Annotated in this window: 15 protein-coding genes; 7 read left to right on the top strand and 8 right to left on the bottom strand. The window is 55.8% G+C overall.

What is annotated here, in order from left to right; genetic code table 11:
* Window positions 1-79 precede the first annotated feature (79 nt).
* A complete protein-coding gene (locus tag COL8621_RS12930) occupies window positions 80-739 on the top strand; it encodes a sigma-70 family RNA polymerase sigma factor (RefSeq protein ID WP_370804621.1) in 660 nt (219 codons plus the stop codon).
* Between the two features lie 2 nt (window positions 740-741).
* Entirely contained in the window at window positions 742-1,377 is a 636-nt protein-coding gene (locus COL8621_RS12925; protein ID WP_093967743.1) for a ChrR family anti-sigma-E factor, read from the top strand.
* A 5-nt stretch (window positions 1,378-1,382) separates the two neighbouring features.
* On the opposite strand, the gene COL8621_RS12920 is transcribed toward COL8621_RS12925, so the two are convergent.
* Window positions 1,383-2,150 carry a metallophosphoesterase gene (locus COL8621_RS12920; RefSeq protein ID WP_235823869.1) on the bottom strand — a complete coding sequence of 256 codons (768 nt, stop codon included), beginning with the start codon at window positions 2,148-2,150 and terminating at the stop codon, window positions 1,383-1,385.
* Between the two features lie 185 nt (window positions 2,151-2,335).
* Between COL8621_RS12920 and COL8621_RS12915 the strand changes: the two genes are divergently transcribed.
* Both COL8621_RS12915 and COL8621_RS12910 read left to right on the top strand, forming a co-directional pair.
* Entirely contained in the window at window positions 2,336-4,483 is a 2,148-nt protein-coding gene (locus tag COL8621_RS12915) for a YjbH domain-containing protein (protein WP_093967742.1), read from the top strand.
* Entirely contained in the window at window positions 4,480-5,124 is a 645-nt protein-coding gene (locus COL8621_RS12910) for a YjbF family lipoprotein (RefSeq protein ID WP_141137889.1), read from the top strand. Before COL8621_RS12915 ends, COL8621_RS12910 begins: the two co-directional genes overlap by 4 nt.
* A gap of 7 nt (window positions 5,125-5,131) precedes the next feature.
* On the opposite strand, the gene COL8621_RS12905 is transcribed toward COL8621_RS12910, so the two are convergent.
* Entirely contained in the window at window positions 5,132-6,505 is a 1,374-nt protein-coding gene (locus COL8621_RS12905) for a phosphohexomutase domain-containing protein (protein ID WP_093967740.1), read from the bottom strand.
* 330 nt (window positions 6,506-6,835) lie between these two features.
* Between COL8621_RS12905 and COL8621_RS19030 the strand changes: the two genes are divergently transcribed.
* Together COL8621_RS19030 and COL8621_RS12900 are read left to right on the top strand one after the other, a co-directional pair.
* Window positions 6,836-7,069 carry a hypothetical protein gene (locus COL8621_RS19030; protein ID WP_141137888.1) on the top strand — a complete coding sequence of 78 codons (234 nt, stop codon included), beginning with the start codon at window positions 6,836-6,838 and terminating at the stop codon, window positions 7,067-7,069.
* Between the two features lie 427 nt (window positions 7,070-7,496).
* Entirely contained in the window at window positions 7,497-8,177 is a 681-nt protein-coding gene (locus tag COL8621_RS12900; protein WP_235823868.1) for a sugar transferase, read from the top strand.
* Window positions 8,178-8,267: 90 nt separating this feature from the next.
* Here COL8621_RS12900 and COL8621_RS12895 read toward each other — a convergent pair whose 3' ends face one another.
* Both COL8621_RS12895 and COL8621_RS12890 read right to left on the bottom strand, forming a co-directional pair.
* Window positions 8,268-9,188 (bottom strand): glycosyltransferase family 2 protein, encoded by a 921-nt coding sequence (locus COL8621_RS12895; RefSeq protein ID WP_093967739.1) that lies wholly within the window; start codon window positions 9,186-9,188, stop codon window positions 8,268-8,270.
* Between the two features lie 77 nt (window positions 9,189-9,265).
* Window positions 9,266-10,699 carry a mannose-1-phosphate guanylyltransferase/mannose-6-phosphate isomerase gene (locus COL8621_RS12890; RefSeq protein WP_093967738.1) on the bottom strand — a complete coding sequence of 478 codons (1,434 nt, stop codon included), beginning with the start codon at window positions 10,697-10,699 and terminating at the stop codon, window positions 9,266-9,268.
* A 320-nt stretch (window positions 10,700-11,019) separates the two neighbouring features.
* Here COL8621_RS12890 and COL8621_RS12885 point away from each other — a divergent pair, with 320 nt between their 5' ends.
* A complete protein-coding gene (locus COL8621_RS12885; RefSeq protein ID WP_093967737.1) occupies window positions 11,020-15,057 on the top strand; it encodes an ExeM/NucH family extracellular endonuclease in 4,038 nt (1,345 codons plus the stop codon).
* A gap of 58 nt (window positions 15,058-15,115) precedes the next feature.
* Here COL8621_RS12885 and COL8621_RS12880 read toward each other — a convergent pair whose 3' ends face one another.
* The 4 genes from COL8621_RS12880 to COL8621_RS12865 all read right to left on the bottom strand — a co-directional run bounded on the left by COL8621_RS12880 (window position 15,116) and on the right by COL8621_RS12865 (window position 18,814).
* Complete coding sequence (locus tag COL8621_RS12880) at window positions 15,116-16,411, bottom strand: TRAP transporter large permease (RefSeq protein ID WP_093967736.1); 1,296 nt, start codon at window positions 16,409-16,411, stop codon at window positions 15,116-15,118.
* Entirely contained in the window at window positions 16,408-16,911 is a 504-nt protein-coding gene (locus COL8621_RS12875) for a TRAP transporter small permease (RefSeq protein WP_093967735.1), read from the bottom strand. Before COL8621_RS12875 ends, COL8621_RS12880 begins: the two co-directional genes overlap by 4 nt.
* Window positions 16,912-16,937: 26 nt before the next feature.
* Complete coding sequence (gene dctP, locus COL8621_RS12870) at window positions 16,938-17,930, bottom strand: TRAP transporter substrate-binding protein DctP (protein WP_093967734.1); 993 nt, start codon at window positions 17,928-17,930, stop codon at window positions 16,938-16,940.
* A gap of 221 nt (window positions 17,931-18,151) precedes the next feature.
* Window positions 18,152-18,814, bottom strand: coding sequence for a GntR family transcriptional regulator (locus tag COL8621_RS12865; RefSeq protein ID WP_235823867.1), 663 nt, complete (start codon window positions 18,812-18,814; stop codon window positions 18,152-18,154).
* Window positions 18,815-18,925: the final 111 nt, after the last annotated feature.

The following is an 18,925-nucleotide window of genomic DNA, read 5'->3' as shown; positions in this document are numbered from 1 at the left end:
GGCTTCACATGTAATACGGGCAAATTTGGAATTCGGATCAAAAAATGATCCAACCCTCGCGCTGCTGCGTAACTTAGATATGCTGGAGCTGAGTGATGATCTTAAACTGGACGATCCAACGCCGCCGTACCGACAGGGCGCGGCGCGGTCCGGTGATGCAGGGGGACCCGCCAGAACCGTGGCTGACCGGGCAAGAACAAGCTATTCCGAGCAAACGCTGTGGATGATCGCGGTGCGCGACCAGCGTGACAAAACCGCCTTTGCGCAACTGTTCGATTTTTATGCCCCGCGCCTTAAAGCAATGGCGGTGCGCACAGGCATGCGGTCGGATGAGGCCGAAGATATTGTCCAAGAGGTTCTGCTGACCGCGTGGCGCAAGGCCGCGCAGTTTGATCCAGAACGGGCACAGGTTTCATCGTGGATCTATCAAATTGCGCGAAATCGTCAGGTTGATCTGGTCCGCAAAGAACGCCGCCCCGTGCCTGAAGAGTTGAAGCTGCCAGACGCCGATGACGAAGATGCAAATCAGGTGCTGGGGCTGGAACAAGAAACAAGTCAGTTGAAGGCCGCGCTTAGCACCTTGTCGGAAGATCAACGGATTGTCGTGGAAAAGGCCTATCTAGGCGAGCTGTCGCATTCTGAAATCCGCGATGTGACAGGATTGCCCCTGGGCACCATCAAATCACGTATTCGCCTTGGCCTAGAGCGTTTGCGCCACGAATTGAAAGAGTTGCGTTAGGAATGTCGGACATCAAACATCATATCCCTGAGAATCTGATCGCGGCCTATGCGTCGGGCGCGCTGGGCCATCATTTCGCATTGGTGGTGGCGACACATGTTTCGATGTGTACGCAATGCCGCGCCGCGCTTGCCGCGCATGAAACGATCGGCGGGCTTGTACTGGAAGATCTTGACGCGCAGCCGGTTTCGATGGGCGTTAAGTCCAATCTGATGGCGCAGTTGGATGCTCCTATAGAAGTTGAGCCTGCGCCCAAACGGATGGGTGCGTATCCGGGGCCGGTTATGGGCGCGCTTGGTGGCGACGTCCCGAAATGGCGGTCACTGGGGTTTGGTAGCAAACAGTCGATCTTGCACAACGACGCGACAGGCAGCGTGCGCCTGCTGTTCATTCCACCGGGGCAGGCGATGCCGGACCACGGCCATAATGGGCTTGAACTGACGTTGGTGTTGCAGGGTAGCTTTCATGACGAAGACGGCGCATTTGGTGTCGGCGACGTCGAAGTCGCGGACGAAGATGTGGAGCACACGCCGATTGCGGGTAATGGCCCGCCGTGCATTTGCCTTGCAGCAACCGACGCGCCACTGCGGTTCAGCGGTCTGGTGCCGCGCATCTTGCAGCCGCTGTTTCGGATTTAGCCCGCTTAGGCGGTCAAAAACTGAAATCCACCCTCGGATGAGACATGCACAGCCGTTAGCCGCCCAGTGGCATAGGCACCCGTGTCGATTGCCACATGGCCGCGATGTATCTGCGGCTCGGGTGTGATGGTGTGTCCGTGAATGACCCAGATATTATCGAACCGCGGCTTGTGGCCAAAATCGGGGTGGCCCCAGATCAGGGTTTCGTCTGATTGCAAAGAGATCGGAAGCGACGGGTCAGCGCCTGCGTGAACGACGCCCACATTCCCGCTGATCCACCTTGAGGGCAGGTGGCGAAGCCATTCCTCCATCGCAACGCCAAGCGCGGCGCGCAGTTGGTCGCGCGCTTCTATCATCTCTTTTGGGCCGCTGTTTTCAAAGACATCGCCGACGCCAAAGCTGGCCAGCGTTTGCAGGCCGCCAAACCGCAACCACCGCGCGCCGTGGGTTTCGGGGTAATCCAAAAACCGCAGCATCATGTCTTCGTGGTTACCGACAAGGGATGTCAGCCGGCTGTTTTCGTCTTTGGACATTTCGAACAACCGATCCAGCACATACGCGCTTTCTTCGCCCCGGTCGATGGCGTCACCAACGGTGATAATTGCAATGTCTTGGCCAAACTCTAGGTTGATTTTTTCCATCAGACGCTCAAGAAGGTCGTCACGACCGTGAATATCCCCAATGGCAACAAATGGTTGATCGGGATTGGCGGGGGGGATCTGCGCGCGTGACGCGCGATGTTTGGAGCCAAAAAGACGTTGCAAAACTTTCATGCGCTGAACTTAGTTAATCGCGTAATGCGAGGCCACAGGAATTACCCTCTTTCGTGCGCGAAACGGAAACAGAATTGCCACACGCGGCAGATCTTTGCCGTTTTGGCAAATTTCCGATTGGTGTATAGGCAGGTTAAAAATATAACACAGTGGGGATTGGTTTTTGGCAGTTACGAGAGTCTAGTATGAAAAAAACCACTCTTAACCTATGTGCGCCACTTGCTGGTGCCCTTGTTGCGCTAAGCCCTGCAGGGGCTTTGGCCGACAACGCGGGAAAACCAAAGCTATCGTTTTACGGTGCGCCGGGGCTGGTCGAAATGCCAACGGCAGAATCGATGCCCGATGGCCAGTTGGCTGTTACGCTTACCCATTTCGGGGGAACGACGCGCAACACGCTTTCGTTTCAGATCACTGATCGTCTTTCCGGCAGCTTCCGTTATGCGCATCTGGATGGCTTCCGAAGCTTTAATGAAACAGAGCTTTACGACCGCAGCTTTGACATTGCGTACCGCCTTGTCGACGAAGGGCGCATTCGCCCGTCCATCGCGGTGGGCTTGCGCGACTTTGCCGGGACCGGCGTGTATGGCTCGGAATATGTGGTTGCGACGAAATCCGTACATCCCCGGTTGAAGGTTACCGGCGGGATCGGTTGGGGGCGTCTGGGTTCGTATAACGGGTTCACAAACCCGCTGGGCGCCATTGCGGAAACCTTGGAAACCCGCCCCGGAAATCGCGGGATCGAGGATACCGGCCAGGTTTCGTTCGAACAATATTTCCGCGGTGACGCGGCATTCTTTGGCGGGGTCGAATGGCAATATTCGGACCGCCTGTCGCTTTTCGTAGAATATTCGTCAGATGACTATGTTCGCGAGACACAGGTCAACAGCATGTTCGTCAAGAGCTCGCCGTTGAACTTTGGTCTGAAGTACAGCTTTAAGAACGGCTTGGATCTGGGCGGGTATTATCTTTACGGCGAAGAAATTGGCGCCGTCATCAGCTATAGCCTGAACCCGAAACAGCCTCCTATGCCGGGTGGGCGCGAAAGTGCCCCGCCTGTGATCTATCCGCGCAACGGCTCTGTCGCGGCGGCAAGTTGGTCACAAGAATGGGTGACGCAGCCTGATCAGGTCGCGCAGACGCGGAAAAATGTTGCAGCGGGTCTAGACCAGCAGGGTGTGGAGCTTGAAGCATTGGTGCTGACCGGCGACAGCGCTACTCTTCGCATCCGAAATCAAACATATGACGCAGCACCGCAGGCCATTGGCCGTACCGCGCGTTCGCTGACGCAAACACTACCCGCGTCGGTGGAAACGATCACGATCATTCCGGTTGTCGAAGGAATGCGGATTTCGGCCGTGACCTTGAAGCGGTCTGATCTGGAAGAGTTGGAAACGCAAGTCGATGGATCGTGGCAATCTTACATCCGCGCCGACATCGCCGATGCGTCTGCTTTCAAATTCAAACGCTCGGATTTGGCCGCAGGTGCATATCCAGACTTTAGCTATAAATTTGGCGCTTACCTGTCCCCGTCGTTTTTCGATCCTGACCAACCCATCCGTGCTGACGTCGGTGCAGAGCTGAACTTGTCATACACTCCGGCACCGGGATTGGTCTTTTCCACGAAGCTTCGTCAGAAGCTGGCCGGGAATTTGGGTGACTCAGCGCGCGTTTCAGATTCCGTGCTGCCGCATGTGCGGTCCGACGCGGCGTTGTACGAACAAGATTCTGACTTTGAGATCAGTAATCTGACGGCTGAATACTTCTTCCGCCCGACCAAAGATGTCTTTGGGCGCGTGACGGTTGGTTATCTTGAACGGATGTTCGGCGGCGTTTCGGGCGAGTTGTTGTGGAAACCCGTTTCCAGCCGTTTGGCCCTTGGGGCAGAGCTGAACTATGCCCGCCAGCGTGATTTCGACATTGGCTTTGGCTTTCAGGATTACGACGTCGTAACGGGCCATGCCTCTGCCTATTACAACTTCGGAAACGGTTTCCTTGGGCAGGTGGATGCCGGGCGCTATTTGGCGGGCGACTATGGCGCGACCTTCACGCTTGATCGCGAGTTTGCAAATGGTTGGCGCATCGGCGCGTTCTTCACATTGACCGACGTTTCGTTCGAAGAATTCGGCGAAGGGTCGTTCGACAAGGGTATCCGGCTTTACGCCCCCGTGTCTTGGGTGACAGGGGAGCCTTCGCAGAAAGGGTTCGGCACGACGATCCGCCCGCTTACACGTGACGGCGGCGCGCGGCTTGATGTTCGTAACCGGCTTTATGAAGTCACGCGTGGTTTCCAAGACCCGATCCTGAGTGACCGTTGGGGGAAATTCTGGCGATGAAACATTTACTTTCCGCTGCTCTTCTTGGGGTCATGGCTCTGGCTGGCTGCGACTCTGATGGGTCTCAGCGTGAGATGTTCGAAAGCATCTTTAAGCGCGACGAGGCAAAGGTTGATCCGGCCCTAACGGCAAAGGTTCAGCGGTTGGGGTTGGCCGGTCAGCCCATCATTGTTGCCTCTATCGAAGCTGAAAACCGGGCGGGGCTTTTGGTGCGCGAAGTACAGCGTGGCCGCGAAAGCACCTATATCAGCGAAGGCGGCGTATCGATTAGCTTTCGCAGCGGTGTTCTTGTCGCGACGCGTGGCATGGGCGGCGATCTGATGGGGGCCGATGTGGCCACGTTGGAGCGTTACCTGCGCACAGGCGGCGCGGGCGCAGCGTCGCGTTCGCATGCCTATCTGGATGGCGACGAACAGATTCAGAAACACCAGTTTTCCTGTCAGGTCGCAAGTCGCGGCAGTCGGCAAATTGCGATCGACGAAAAAAGCTATGCGACCAAGCTGATCGAAGAAAAATGCAGCGGGTCCGGCTTTGCGTTCGAAAACCTGTATTGGCTGGATCGCAGGGGTGAAATCCTTCAATCCCGCCAATGGATGGGGCCAGCTTTGGGATCGCTCGCGTTTCGTAAAGTGCTTCGTTAGGCGGCGGTCACCCGGCGCGGTCTATGATCGCGCTGAGTTCGCCGACCTTTTCCTTCAGAAGCGCAGTGTCCCCGGCGGTTTCAACATTCAGCCTCAAAAGCGCTTCGGTGTTTGATTTTCGCAGGTTCAGCCGCCAGCCGTCAAACTCCATGCTTAGACCATCAAGGTGATCAACGGTCTTCGCCTTGGCGGCAAAGCATGTTTCGACGGCACCGATTGCGGCCGCAGGATCATCAACGCGAAAGTTTATTTCTCCTGACGACGGAAAGTCATCGCGCATTTGCGCGATCAGCGCGGAAAGCGGTTGGCCGGTTGTCGACATATGCTCGGCCACCAACAACCATGGGATCATCCCACTGTCGCAATACATGAAGTTGCGGAAATAGTGGTGCGCCGACATCTCTCCGCCATAGACGGCATCAACGGTGCGCATCGTCTGTTTCATGAATGCGTGCCCGGTCTTAGACGCGACGGCCTGCCCACCACCCGCCGACACAACGCTGCGCGTGTTCCACAGCACCCGCGGATCATGTACGATCTTGGCGCCGGGTTCTTTGCGCAAAAAGGCAGCCGCCAATAGCCCCACTATATATTCCCCGTCTACGAAAGCGCCCTTTTCGTCGAACAAGAAGCAACGATCAAAATCTCCGTCCCAGGCGACACCCAAGTCTGCTTTGTGCTCCAGCACGGCGGTGCTGGTGACGGGTTGGTTTTCAAGAAGCAGCGGATTGGGGATCCCGTTTGGGAAACTGCCATCAGGTGTGTGGTGCATCCTGATGAATTCAAGCGGGGCTTTGGTCTTTTCAAGCTGTTTCGCAATGGCGTCAAACGTCGGCCCCGCCGCGCCGTTGCCTGCGTTCACCAGAATTCTGAGCGGCCTTAACGACTGACCATCAGCAAATGACAAAACCCGCGCCGCGTAAGCCTCGCGCGGGTTTTCGGTGCGGTGCTTGCCGCGCTGCGACTTTGCCGGGCCGAATGAATCTGCTGCGGCAAGATCATGTATCGCCCTAAGCCCGTCTTCTTGCGAAATCGGGCGCGAACCTTCTTGCACCATCTTGATCCCGTTAAAGTTGATTGGGTTATGCGACGCGGTCACTGTCAACCCCCCGCCGGTCGCGAAATGTGTCGTGGCAAAATACACTTCTTCGGTCCCGCACAGGCCCAAGTCGATCACATCCACGCCTTCGTCACGCAACCCATCGATGAGCGCCGCCATCAAGGTTTCGCTACTGGCGCGGCTGTCGCGCCCCACGACGACAGTTCCCGGTTCCATCGCCCGCGCAAAGCCTCGGCCAATCCGATAGGCGATCGGCTCATCAAAGTTGATGCCCAGTTGGCCGCGCACGTCGTAACTCTTGAAACAGCTTAGTTTGTTCACTTGTAAACTCTTATTTGGGGCGTTGGCGCCAAAGGCATAACGTGCGGCCGCTGCGCCGCCAATCCCTGAGAGAATCAGAAAACCTACGTCGGAAGGGCAGAGCCGAACCGTTGAATGCTCAGCATCGCGGCATCCCGGGGGCATTGGCGGTTTGGGGGCACGATGTAGCAATGCCCCTTAAGTACTAGCAAGTTTTGAAGGAATTTTCGAAAATATTGACCGAATTTTGTGCGGAATATTGCACGGGGAAAAATGTTTCAATCTTAGCCTGTATTTTCATCGCGATTTGGTGCTATAGAATCAGCAAGAGTAGTTCTTAGGAGTAAAAACATGAAATTGCGTACACTTGCCCTTGCGGCAGCTCTAGCCGGTTCCGTAGCCCCAGCATTCGCTGATACAGCTGCTACTGGCGAAACACTGGTTATCCCATCTACACAGTCTCTTCCAGCGTTCGCGCTGTCCGCGCTGCCAGTAGCAGCCGGCGCTCTGCTGGTTGTTGTTGCTGCGACGACTGGCGGCTCTTCGACTGGTTCGACGACTGCGACTCTAGACGTTAGCTTCTAAGATAAGCTGATTTCTGATCGAAACCGAGCGACCTTGCTCGCTCGGTTTCCAATTCACATCCAATAGACGTGGTAATGCCGGGGGTAGGGAATACCTGCCTTGTGTGATGAAAGTGTCTGTGAAAAAGGGTTTCCTTTGAGCGGGCAGGGTTTCTCACAGTGGTAACCATTGCTCTGAAATCGTGTGAATTATGAATTGCGTTCAGATCATAAAGTGGCAGGACGATGTTTCTAAGTATCCTTAAGAGAGCGTCATAAAACTTTTGGTCATGAGCGAATATACGCATGTTTTGAGAAGAGAGAGTTTATCACTCTCGACTCGCGCAGATAATCAACGTATCTCGAAGTAATCGAGTGTCGAAGTATTCGCGCATTTAGGTAGTGAGAGCGTCAGGTGCAACTTTGACGTGTAGTGTTTGAGGGACGTTGTGAAAGATACTGTGTTTACATTCGACGCTTCCAGTCTCGATGCAGCGGTTACCTCTCCGGCTCAAGACAACCTTTATGTTCGCGTTGGAAAGCGTGTGTTTGACGTTTCCTTGGCGCTGATGCTGCTCCCGCTTCTTCTTCCAATTATCGCGACACTCTGGATCATCACGAAGCGTGACGGCGGGCCTGGCTTCTTTGGCCACAAACGGATCGGCCAATCTGGACGAGAGTTTAAGTGCTGGAAGGTCCGGACGATGGCAGTGGACGCAGAAGAGCGTCTGAGTGCACATCTTGCCGCTAATCCAGAGGCCGCAAAAGAATGGGTCCAGGACTATAAGCTAACGGATGATCCGCGCATTATGCCGATGGGCAATTTCTTGCGTGAAACCGGTCTGGATGAACTTCCACAGATTTGGAACGTATTGCGCGGCGAAATGAGCCTTGTTGGACCACGCCCCGTCGTCAAGGACGAGCTTGCGCGGTACGAAGGGTTCCAGTGGGCCTATTTCGCGACCAAACCCGGCGTTACCGGCCTATGGCAGGTGTCTGGCCGCAACGAGGTAAGCTATGCCAAGCGCGTGCGTATGGATGCGGACTATATCCGCCAGCGTTCCTTGGGTTACGACCTGATGGTGATTGGCAAGACTGCCAAGACCGTGCTTCTTCGTACGGGTAAGTGACGCCGCCCCTTGGCGATTTCCGCCCCAAGCTTACGAACCCAGCCTTCTCTATGACTGGTTAATCCAAGCCTAACAGCATTGGCTTGGGCGCTAAGAACCCCGAAAATACTCTTTCTGCATCGCCAACCGGCGCGACAGCCGCGCACCCAACTGATCGTGCTTACGGCCAAGTTTGTATCCGATCAATTTGGACGCAGAGGCCGCGATAGATTTAGGGATCAGGAACGGCGTGCCGTTGGCCCATAGATACCTAATCTGCGCCATCGCGAATTTCCGGCCTTCGCCATGCACTGTGCCAAAGTCATCCAGCATCCAGTGTTGCGAGGTGTGGAAGACACCTATGTCAAAATACCGCTGGAATTCTTCAGCAATCGAATAGTTGTGTGAATGGCGCACTGTCGCCTCTGCAACATAGGCCACCTTCATTCCGCGATTCAGGAAGCAAGCGGCCGCATAGCTGTCTTCGCCCATGATCAGCCGTTCTGGGAAACCGCCAATTTCTTGGAGAGCCGGGACGCGATAGGCCGCAAAGGAGTTCGACAAAAAACACTTTCTGAAGCCTGCCGGGTGACTGTCATCCTTTGCGGTAACATAGCTGGCCGGGGGATAGTTTTGAGAGCGGGTGAACTGCGCAAGCGGATCAGCATCATTATGCGGAAGCTGCCGACCAAACGCCGCCACGACGCCTTCTTGCATCAGGGCGGACGTCAACTGAGCGACAGAGTCGGCCCGGTCCAAGATCGCATCTTGGGTCATCATCACAACGATATCCGCGTCGACCGATTTTAGGGCCGTGTTACGCGCGCCGCCGTGGTCGAACGTGGATTTAGGGATTGTGATTACGTCAAATCCGTTCGCACGCGCCACGTCGCCGGAACCATCTGTGGAAGAGGAATCAATGACGATTTTCTGCGTGAAATCAAAGGTCTGCGCATTGATCGCCTTGACGCATTCTTTGAAAACGTCGCCACCATTATAAACCGGAATGATCAGTGCGATGGAGGGTGCCATGGAATGCGGCCTCAGAGAGGGGTTTCCCTATCGTATCGTCATTCGTGCTGTGTGCGCAAACTCTTGGCGGCAGCCGTTCAAATGCGTGCATAGGCGTCTTCGTGGCGCACGATATCGTCGTCCCCAAAATAGGCACCGGTTTGAACCTCGATCAAAATAATGGGTACCTTGCCCGGGTTCTCCATCCGATGCTTAGCGCCAAGCGGGATGTAGATGGATTGGTTTTCCGCGACGAGTTTGACGTTGCCGTCCACGGTGACCCGCGCTGTGCCTTGGACAACCACCCAATGCTCGGCGCGATGAAAATGGCTTTGCAGGCTAAGGGAGGCACCGGGATGCACGACGATACGTTTGACGTGAAAGCGGTCGCCCAGCACAAGGCTTTCAAACCACCCCCAAGGGCGGTGATCACGTGGGAAATGCTGCGCTTGGGCCGCGCCTTTTGCCTTCAGTGCCGCGACCGCCATTTTCACGTCTTGGGCGCGCGACATGTCCGCCACCAAAACCGCGTCTGGCATCGCGACGGCCATGATATTTTCTAACCCGATTCCAACGATTTGCTGGCTGTCCGTTTCCGAACGTAACAGCGTATCTTTGCAGTGGATCGCCGTCGCCTCGCCTGCGGTTGCGACGCCATCAATGTCTGGCCCCATCTCGCGCCAGACCGCGTCCCAGCCGCCCAGATCAGACCACGCGCCGGTAAATGGCACGACGGACAGGTTTCGCGCCTTTTCCATGACGGCGTAGTCGACGGAGTCATCCTCGATCACCTCCCAAGGGGCGGGGGCTAAGCGCAAGAAGCCAAGGTCGGGGGTGGCTTCGTCCAGTGCGGCCTTTACTGGTGCGATCATGTCGGGCGCGTGGGTTTCGAAGGCCGCGATGATATCTTTTGCGGCGAAAAGGAATATGCCTGCGTTCCAAAGAAACCGCCCTGCCGACAGCATGGCAACGGCGTCTGCGGCGGCTGGTTTTTCTACAAAGCGGTTTAGTTTTATGGGCTTGCCAGAGCCGTCGGGCTTTGCCACCAGATCAAGATAGCCGTATCCCGTTTCGGGCCGATCCGGCGTAATACCGAACGTGACCAGTTGCCCGGCTTCAACAGCCTCGAGGCCCGATTTTATTGCCGCGTGGAAGGTCTCTTTATCAGGGACAACATGGTCGGACGGCGCGACAAGCATGATTGCATCTTCGTCCTGTGCCACAAGGTGAAACGCTGCGGCCAAAACCGCCGGGGCGGTGTTGCGCGCAAGGGGTTCGATTAAGATCGCGCCGGGGTCTATGCCGATTTCAGACAGTTGTTCGGTGACGATAAACCGAAAGTCTGAATTGGTTAGAACCGTGGGGGCGGCAAAGCTAAGGTCATTGACCGTGCTGGTAAGCCGACGAGCCGCTGCTTGAAACAACGTTTCGTCGCCCAACAGGCGCGAAAACTGTTTGGGATAGCTTTTGCGAGAAAGCGGCCAAAGCCGCGTTCCAGATCCGCCGCACAACAACACGGGTGAAATGCGCAAGGCGAAACGCTCCTTAAATAGCCAGCTGATAATGGCGTTGCGGGGTGCCGGTTCCCATCACGCAATGTGTTGGAGACAATTCACCTAAAAACGTTCTCGTTAAAATTCAGTTAATCAATTGAGATGCCTAGGGCGAAACGACCGACATGTTCGAAAACCTTCTTTCGCGAGCAAGATGCTTCTCATTTGACCAAACAGTCCAAATTGCCGCAAGGTAATGGGATATTTCTTTTGGCTGTCGCAATCTTCTTACAAAGAATTGCGACATCATCCGGGATCGCTTGGGCGAAACGGATTTCATTGATTCAGGGGGCTGTACAATGTCAATTATCTTCCGCGAGGATTTCGAAACAGACGGCAACGGGACGCGATATGTAACGTCAGTGCCAGAATTTACCGATGGTAGCGGTGATTTTTTCACCCGCACAGATGGTACCAACATCGGCAGCTTTTACAGCGTGACGGGCCAATCCGGCGCATCCTATTTCGCGGTGATGGATACAGACGGCGAACCACCTTTTGCCACCACGGTTACCGTTTCGATCAATGACATCGATATTTCAGGTTACACCGATATTCAGATTTCGGGCCTGTTTGCCGAAGACGATGACGGCACCAATCAGGATTGGGACGCAGACTCGCTTGTCTATATCGAAGCCCAGATCGACGGTGGCGGATACTTTAAGGTTCTGCAATTCGCGTCTGGCGGCATTACGAACTCTGAACCTGGGTTGGATACAGATTTCGACGGAATCGCCGATGGCCCTATGCTGACCGACAGCTTCAGCCAGTTCATCGCTGACATCGCGGCCACCGGGGCGACGCTTGACCTGCGGATCACCGTCGAAAACCTGACTGCCGGCGACGAAGATATCGCGTTCGACGATATCACGGTGACGGGCACCGCCGCGCCAGTGGCCGTGACCGTGCTGGACGAAACATTTGACGATGCGGCGGGTTTCACAACCAGCGCGGGGTTCTTTTCGGACGGTGGGTTTGATTACTTCGGCATCACCGATGGTGCAGGGGGCGGTGACTTTGGCGGGGATGCTGCGCCCAGCGGTTTGCAGCCCTATGTGGGCACCACAGGTTCTTACCTTGCAGGCATGGACCTTGACGGCGAAGGCGCCAGTGTGCCGATCACCGTGACGTGGGAAGATCTTGATATTTCTGGCCTGACGGACCTTGCCTTCACCGGTGATTTTGCAGAGTTCTTCGACTCTCCCGGTGATATCGACGAAGGCGACTTTATCCTGCTGGAAGCCAGCATCGACGGCGGCCCAACGCAGACGGTTCTGTCGTTTGTCGGCGCTGATTTTTCGTCCACCAGTGGCCCGTTCAACGGCGTGTTCCGCGAAGATACGAACGGTGACGGCATCGGCGATGGCGCAACTCTGACTGACGCGATGGCCAACTTTGCGGCTGAAATCGAAGGGACGGGCAGCACGCTTGACCTGACGCTGACAGTTTCCGTGGACTCGGGCGATGAAGATTTCGCCGTGGATAACTTCAAAATCGTCGGCACTTCGGGCGGCACAGTTCAGCCAGCGGTGATTGCCCGCACCGATGACGGCCTGAACGTGAACGAAGAAGGTGAAACCACCGACACGTTCACACTGGAACTAAACACCGCGCCGACCGCGCCAGTGACGATTACAGTCGCTGCGCCTGACGGCCAAACACTGCTCAGCGCCGATGGCGTGCGTTTCGCCGCCACGGCAGAGGTTGTCATCACGGACACAACGCCCGTCACGCTGACCGTGAAGGCCGTTGACGATGCGGTGGACGAAGCATCGCCGCATTTCGGTGACCTGACCTTTACCGTAACCAGCGCCGATGCCGATTATGACGGTATCGCGGTTGGTGACCTGAACGTCGCAGTGGAAGACAACGACTTTTCGATCACATTGATTTCCGAAATTCAGGGGTCGGGCGATGCGTCGGCGATGGACGGCCAAGAAGTGACCATTGAAGGCGTCGTCGTGGGAACGATCGTGGGGTCCAGTGGCATTTCGGGGTACTTCATTCAGGAAGAAGACGCCGACGCTGATGGCGATGCGGCCACATCCGAAGGCATCTTTGTCTATGCGCCCGGCGCGACGGTTGCGGTTGGCGATCAGGTGCGCGTCACCGGCGAGGTTGACGAATACCAAGACCTAACTGAAATCACCAACGTGTCGGCCACTCAGGTGCTGGCGACGGGCGTCACCCTTCCAACGGCGACGGTCATCAACATCGGGATGAGCGCGGATTTCGAAGCCTATGAAGGGATGCGGGTTGAACTGGTGTCCGCCTCTGAAGATCCGCTGACTGTCGTGACGAACTTCAACCTTGATCGCTTCGGCCAGGTTAACGTCGCCGAAGGCAACCTGACCCAGCCAACACAGATCTATGACCCCAACACGCAGCAGGCCGAAATCGCCGAGCTGATCGAGGCGAACGCCGCCGCGCAGTTGATCATTGATGATGGCAACACCACGCAGAACCCCGATATTTATACCCTGATCGACTCGGGCGATGGCACCCCGCTAGAGGTGGGCGACCCAATCACCGAAGACGGGCCAACGCTGCGCCTTGGGGCCGAGGTGACCTCTATCACCGGGGTGATGGACGAACGGTTCGGCGATTACCGCGTTCAGGTGGCCAGCCCGCTGGAAACTGTCGAAGGCACCAACGAAGGCGCGCGCCCAGATACGGCGCCCGATGTGGGTGGAGAGTTGAAAGTGGCCAGCTTCAATGTGCTGAACTATTTCACCACCTTGGATGATGGCAGCCTGACAGGCCCCAACGGTGACCTTGACCCACGCGGGGCATCCACCATCGAAGATTTCGAACGCCAAGAAGCCAAGATCGTCGCCGCATTGGTCGAATTAGACGCTGATATCATCGGCCTGCAAGAACTTGAAAACAATGGCTTCGGCCCAGACAGCGCCATCGCAACACTTGTCGATGCTCTGAACGAAGAACTCGGCGCCGAGGTTTACGCCTTTGTCGATCCGGGTGTCGATTATGTTGGGACTGATGCGATCACGACCGGGATCATTTACAAGGTAGATGCAGTATCGGTTGTCGGGTCCGACATTCTGGTCTTCGAAGAAGAATCCGCCGCCGAAACTTATGCGCTGGTCGAAGAGATCCAGGCGCTGACGGGCACGTCTCCGGTTGGTGACTTTGATCGCAACCGCCCAACGGTCGCCGCAACCTTTGTGGATGCGGACGGCAGCGAGGTGACCATCGCCGTCAACCACTTCAAATCGAAGGGCGACAGCGGTTTGGAAGACCTGCTGGAAGATGCGGTTGCCGCTGGCATCGATCAAGCGCTGATCGATGCGTTGGCTAGCGATCCGAACTATGACAGCGGTGATGGGCAAGGCTTCTGGAACGGCGTCCGTGACGATGCCGCATCCGAGTTGACGGCGTGGTTGGACAGCAACCCAACTGGTGCCTCTGATCCGTCCAGCATTGTTATCCTTGGCGATCTGAACGCTTACGCCAAAGAAGACCCGGTACAGACCATCGTTGGCGAAGGCTACACCGATCTTGCGGCCGAATATCTGGGCGAAGGCGCGTATAGCTTTGTGTTCGACGGTCAGCGCGGGACGTTGGATTACGGGCTTGCCAGTGGCGATCTGTCCGACAACATCACCGGAGTTGCTGAATGGCACATCAACGCGGACGAGCCTGATTTGCTGAACTACAACTCTTCATTCTCGGATCCGTCGTTCTATAACGATGACTTCTACGCAGCATCTGACCATGACCCGATGGTGATTGGCCTAACGCTGGATGATCCAACCACGACGGTTCGTTTGGATTTCAACCTCGATTACGAGTTTGCGCATGCCGAACTGATCTACACCGTGGATGGGGTAGAGACCGCCACGCTGGGCGTTCGCAACTATAGCAAAGAGCATGACTTCACCGAATCCGGCATCTTCATCACGGCGGATGACGGTCTGGCGAAGCCAAAAGAGTTCTTGAACCTATGGCGCGATGGTCTGGGTGTGACATCCTTCCCAGGCGACAGTCCCCGTGTGGATGGAGAGGCGTATCTTCTGGATGAAGAAGAAACCATCACCTTCAAGCTGGACGATGCAGGCGGCCTTGGCGATGCGTTGGAGGTTGAGTTTGAATTCAACACCGTTCGCGGCGAAGGCGACATCACGCTGGAATTCTATTCCGACGGTGTGATGGTCGAAGAAGCCGTTCTGGAAATCGTCGATAACGCCGTCTCACACGACCTTGCCGGTAACACATCTTTTGACGAGGTGAAGATCGGCGTGACCGGCACCTTGGACATCGACATCGGCGCGATTGAACTGGAACGTCTGGACAGCGACGAATTCCTGTTGGTCTAAGCGAAACGAAAACGGGCCCCGCGAAAGCAGGGCCCGTTTTCTGTTCATATGAAGTGTTTTACCCCGGATATCCCAGCAGTCGAGGTAACCACAGAACGATGTCGGGCACCAAGATCATCAACAAAAGCGCGCCGATAAGCACCAGTAGGAATGCCCAAATCTCCGAGATGATCTCACTCAGCGAGATGTCGGTGACGGCGTTGATGACAAACAACAAGATCCCATAGGGTGGCGTGATTAGCCCGATCATGCAGTTCACAACGGCCACTACGCCAAAGTGGACAAGGTCAATGCCCAAGTCACGGCAGGTTGGCAGGAACAGTGGAATGATAACCAAGATGATGGTCGTCGCATCCAAAACGCAGCCCAGCAGCAGGATCAACACGTTCACGGAAAGCAGAAACACCAGCGGATGCACGTCTAGCCCGGTAAGAGAACTGGCCAGCATGTTCGGGATGTTCTCGGACGCAACGATATAGTTCAGGATCAGCGCGCCGCCGATGACAAGCCCGACAGCCGCAGACGACCGCGCGCTTTCGGCAAGTATTTCGTACAGCCCCCGAAAGCTGAGTGCGCGATAGAACACGGCCGCCAAGATCAGCGCATATGCGGCGGCAACAGCGGCGGCCTCTGTCGGTGTCGTGACGCCGCCATAGATGCCGTAAAGCAGGATCGCGGGCATCAGCAGGGCAGGGAAGGCGTTGGCGGTGTGACGCGGCAGTTCACGCAGCGGCACGGGCTCTTCCAGCGCATAGCCACGCTTGGAGGCCAGATAAAAGTTCATCGCCATCAGAACGATGCCCAGAACCAAACCGGGAAGGATGCCGCCAAGGAACAAGTAGCCAATCGAACTGTTGGATACCAAGGCATAAAGTACCATCGGAATAGAAGGCGGAATGATGGGCCCAATCGTGGCAGATGCAGCGGTGATCGCGGCGGCATATCCCGGGGGATAGCGGCCCTCTTTCGTCATCATTTCAATGATGATTTTGCCGATCCCAGCAGCGTCTGCCACGGCCGAGCCGGACATCCCTGAAAAGATAAGAGATGCCACAACGTTCACATGGCCCAGCCCGCCCCGGAACCGGCCCACCGCCGCGGTACAGAAGTTCAACAACCGTTCGGAAATCGTTCCGGCGTTCATGATATTGGCGGCCACGATGAACAGCGGCACGGCCAACAGGATAAAGCTTTCGTAAAGCCCTTGCATGATCTGTTCGCCCGCCAGCGCGATGTCTTGGCCAGCGGTGGCCAGATACACGATCGCGGCAAGGATGATCGAAAAAGCAATGGGCGTGCCTATCCCTGCTAGGAAAAACAGCGTGATTAGGCAAAGCGAGAGTTCAAGGCTCATTCGTCCGTGATCTCCAGATGATGATGAGTGTCTTCGGCCCCGTTGCGCAGAACATTCACGAACATCCACGCATAGCGGATAACCACCGCAATGATGAAGATTGCGTAGATGCTGAAGATCGTGCGCATTGGGATTTTAAGCGTGGCGCTTTTCTTGATTTTCAAGAAATCGATGTAATCCCAAGTGGGAAGCAACGACACGCCCAGCCCGATGGCAATTGCCCCGGCTGAGATCAGTGCGAAAATGCGGCGTATGCCAGGGCGCACGGATAGATACAGGATGTCGAAAGTCACGTGATCCTTGTGGCGCACGACAAAGGCGTTGCCCCAGAAGACGATCCAGATCCACAGCGTCAGGCAAAGCTCTAGCGTCCAGCCAAGTGGGGCGGACATCACATAACGGGAAAATATTTGCAGAATGAAGGTAAGGAACATGGCGGCAAGCATTGCCGCCGCCACATTCTCTGCCCTTGCATTTAGCCAACGAAGCATCGGCTGCATGTTAGGCCTCTCGGCTTGTGATCAGACTAAAGTGCGTTGATCTTTTCCAGAAGACCCTCGGGCCAGTCTTTCGCAAAGTCGGATTCAAGGTACATGCCCTGAACGCGGGCGCGGAATGCGTCCAGATCAGGTTCGTACACTTTCAGACCTTGTTCTTGCAGGAACGACACAAGGTCCTGTTCCTTTTGCAGCTGGTTCTGGCGACCGAATTCGGCTGCTTCGTCAGCCGCAGCCTGTACAGCCGCTTGTTGTTCGGGGGTCATGTCGTCCCAAACAGCTTTGGACAGCGCGATATAGTTAAGGTCAACCAAGTGCGACGTCAGGATGATTTGCTTGGTAACTTCGTAGAACTTGGCATCAACCACTGTTGGTAATGGGTTGTCTTGCCCGTCAACCGAACCGGTCTGCAACGCGGTATAGACTTCGGTGAAGGCCATTGGCGTTGGGTTCGCACCCAGTGCTTTGCCAAGGAACTGCCAAGCGTCTGTGCCGGGCATACGCAGGTTCACACCAGCCAGATCTTCGGGGGTTTTCACCTCTTGGTCGGTACGTAGGTTCACCTGACGGCGGCCCAGATACATGATCGAAAGAAGCTTTACGCCCAACTCATCCTCGACCTTTTTCTTGAACGGATCCATCAACGGATCGTTGAAAACGGCAACCTGATGTGCGGCATCGCGGTGTACGTAGCCAGCTGTGAAGATCGAAAACTCTGGGAAGAACACCGCCAATTCCTGAGCGGAGGTGATCGACATATCCAGGTTACCGCGCGCAATCGCCTCTAGCTCGGTGCCTTGTTTGAACAAGGTGCCGTTCCAGTGCGGTTCGAACTCTGCGAATTCGGAAACGGCGGGGCCGAATTTTTCGATCAGTGCGACAGCGCGCTGATCCGTATCGGAACTAACGCTGGAAAGGCGCAGCTTGATTTTGTCGGCAGCGAATGACGCGGTGCCGAATGACATTGCGACAGCAGCGGCGGCAGTCGCAAGAAGCGTGCGGCGGGCAAGTTTAATAGACATGGTTTCCTCCCTTGAATCCTGTCGGATGTGCGTAACTCACAAACGCATCCTGCTATTTTCTGGCATAGATCAAAATTTCGATCAATGGATGAAGCCTAAAGTGTGGGGGAAATTTTATTATGCCTGACAAAGTGATATATAATCGATTATTTAGCGCAGGGCCAAATTGGCCTTACGGTTTCTTCTGAAAGAAGCCGTGTCAGTGTGGGTTGTCCGTGGGTTTAGGGCGCGTTCCGAAGGCTGTGTTCGATGCCACCTTCGATATGCGCGGCCAAAAGCGCCTGCGCCTTATCAATGTCCCGCGCCAAGGCGGCATCCAGTAACGCGCCGTGTTCCTGCGAGGCCATTTCGCCGCGATAGGTCAGGTTGCGCATTTGATAGCGCAGGTATTTGTCAAACACCGTCCCGTGCGACTTAAGAAGCGCTTGGGATCCACAGGCCAGAATAAGGGCCTGGTGAAATTCCCAATCGTAACGCTTCCACGTTTCGCGCACCGTAAAGTCGCCCGCGGCCATCCGTGTTTCCATGCGGCTTAGTTTGTGGTGCGCAGCAACCACGCGGCCTTCCCATTCGGTATCGCCTGCCTCGAACGACAGCTTCATCGCATGGCTTTCCAACAGCACGCGCAGATCAGAGATTTCGCGCAAATCCTGCTCTGACATTGGGCTGACGAAAAAGCCGCGCTGCCCTTCGGCGACAATGAAACCCTCGCTGGTGAGCCGACTTAGGGCTTCGCGCAACGTCGACACAGAGGTGCCATAGCGCGCCTTTAACGCGTCCAGCTTCAGTTTCGCGCCCGCGTCCAGACGCCCGAAGATGATGTCACTTCGAATGTTGTTAAAAGCGTTGTCACCAATCGAGTTTGAGGCGGCGGCGTCATTCATTGGCTTTTGTCGTCCTGTCATAGGCATCAACTAATGCATAAGGGATTTGCCGTATGCCCGAAAGTCTTTGGCTGATGGCGCTTTGATAAGATTGTGGGACTATCTTGCAAA

The organism is Actibacterium lipolyticum (assembly GCF_900184935.1).
In the GTDB taxonomy this organism is placed as follows: Bacteria; Pseudomonadota; Alphaproteobacteria; order Rhodobacterales; family Rhodobacteraceae; genus Actibacterium_A; species Actibacterium_A lipolyticum.
Note: the sequence above shows the minus strand (reverse complement) of the source record. Positions and strands in the feature narration are given on the sequence as shown.

What these genes read in the sequence shown, in the direction of transcription:
- COL8621_RS12885 (WP_093967737.1), top strand. Translation starts at nt 11,020, where the DNA reads ATGTCAATTATCTTCCGCGAGGATTTCGAAACAGACGGCAACGGGACG.
- COL8621_RS12895 (WP_093967739.1), bottom strand. Translation starts at nt 9,188, where the DNA reads ATGGCACCCTCCATCGCACTGATCATTCCGGTTTATAATGGTGGCGAC.
- COL8621_RS12910 (WP_141137889.1), top strand. Translation starts at nt 4,480, where the DNA reads ATGAAACATTTACTTTCCGCTGCTCTTCTTGGGGTCATGGCTCTGGCT.
- COL8621_RS12925 (WP_093967743.1), top strand. Translation starts at nt 742, where the DNA reads ATGTCGGACATCAAACATCATATCCCTGAGAATCTGATCGCGGCCTAT.
- COL8621_RS12875 (WP_093967735.1), bottom strand. Translation starts at nt 16,911, where the DNA reads ATGCAGCCGATGCTTCGTTGGCTAAATGCAAGGGCAGAGAATGTGGCG.
- COL8621_RS12865 (WP_235823867.1), bottom strand. Translation starts at nt 18,814, where the DNA reads ATGAATGACGCCGCCGCCTCAAACTCGATTGGTGACAACGCTTTTAAC.
- dctP (WP_093967734.1), bottom strand. Translation starts at nt 17,930, where the DNA reads ATGTCTATTAAACTTGCCCGCCGCACGCTTCTTGCGACTGCCGCCGCT.
- COL8621_RS12915 (WP_093967742.1), top strand. Translation starts at nt 2,336, where the DNA reads ATGAAAAAAACCACTCTTAACCTATGTGCGCCACTTGCTGGTGCCCTT.
- COL8621_RS12880 (WP_093967736.1), bottom strand. Translation starts at nt 16,411, where the DNA reads ATGAGCCTTGAACTCTCGCTTTGCCTAATCACGCTGTTTTTCCTAGCA.
- COL8621_RS19030 (WP_141137888.1), top strand. Translation starts at nt 6,836, where the DNA reads ATGAAATTGCGTACACTTGCCCTTGCGGCAGCTCTAGCCGGTTCCGTA.
- COL8621_RS12930 (WP_370804621.1), top strand. Translation starts at nt 80, where the DNA reads ATGCTGGAGCTGAGTGATGATCTTAAACTGGACGATCCAACGCCGCCG.
- COL8621_RS12920 (WP_235823869.1), bottom strand. Translation starts at nt 2,150, where the DNA reads ATGAAAGTTTTGCAACGTCTTTTTGGCTCCAAACATCGCGCGTCACGC.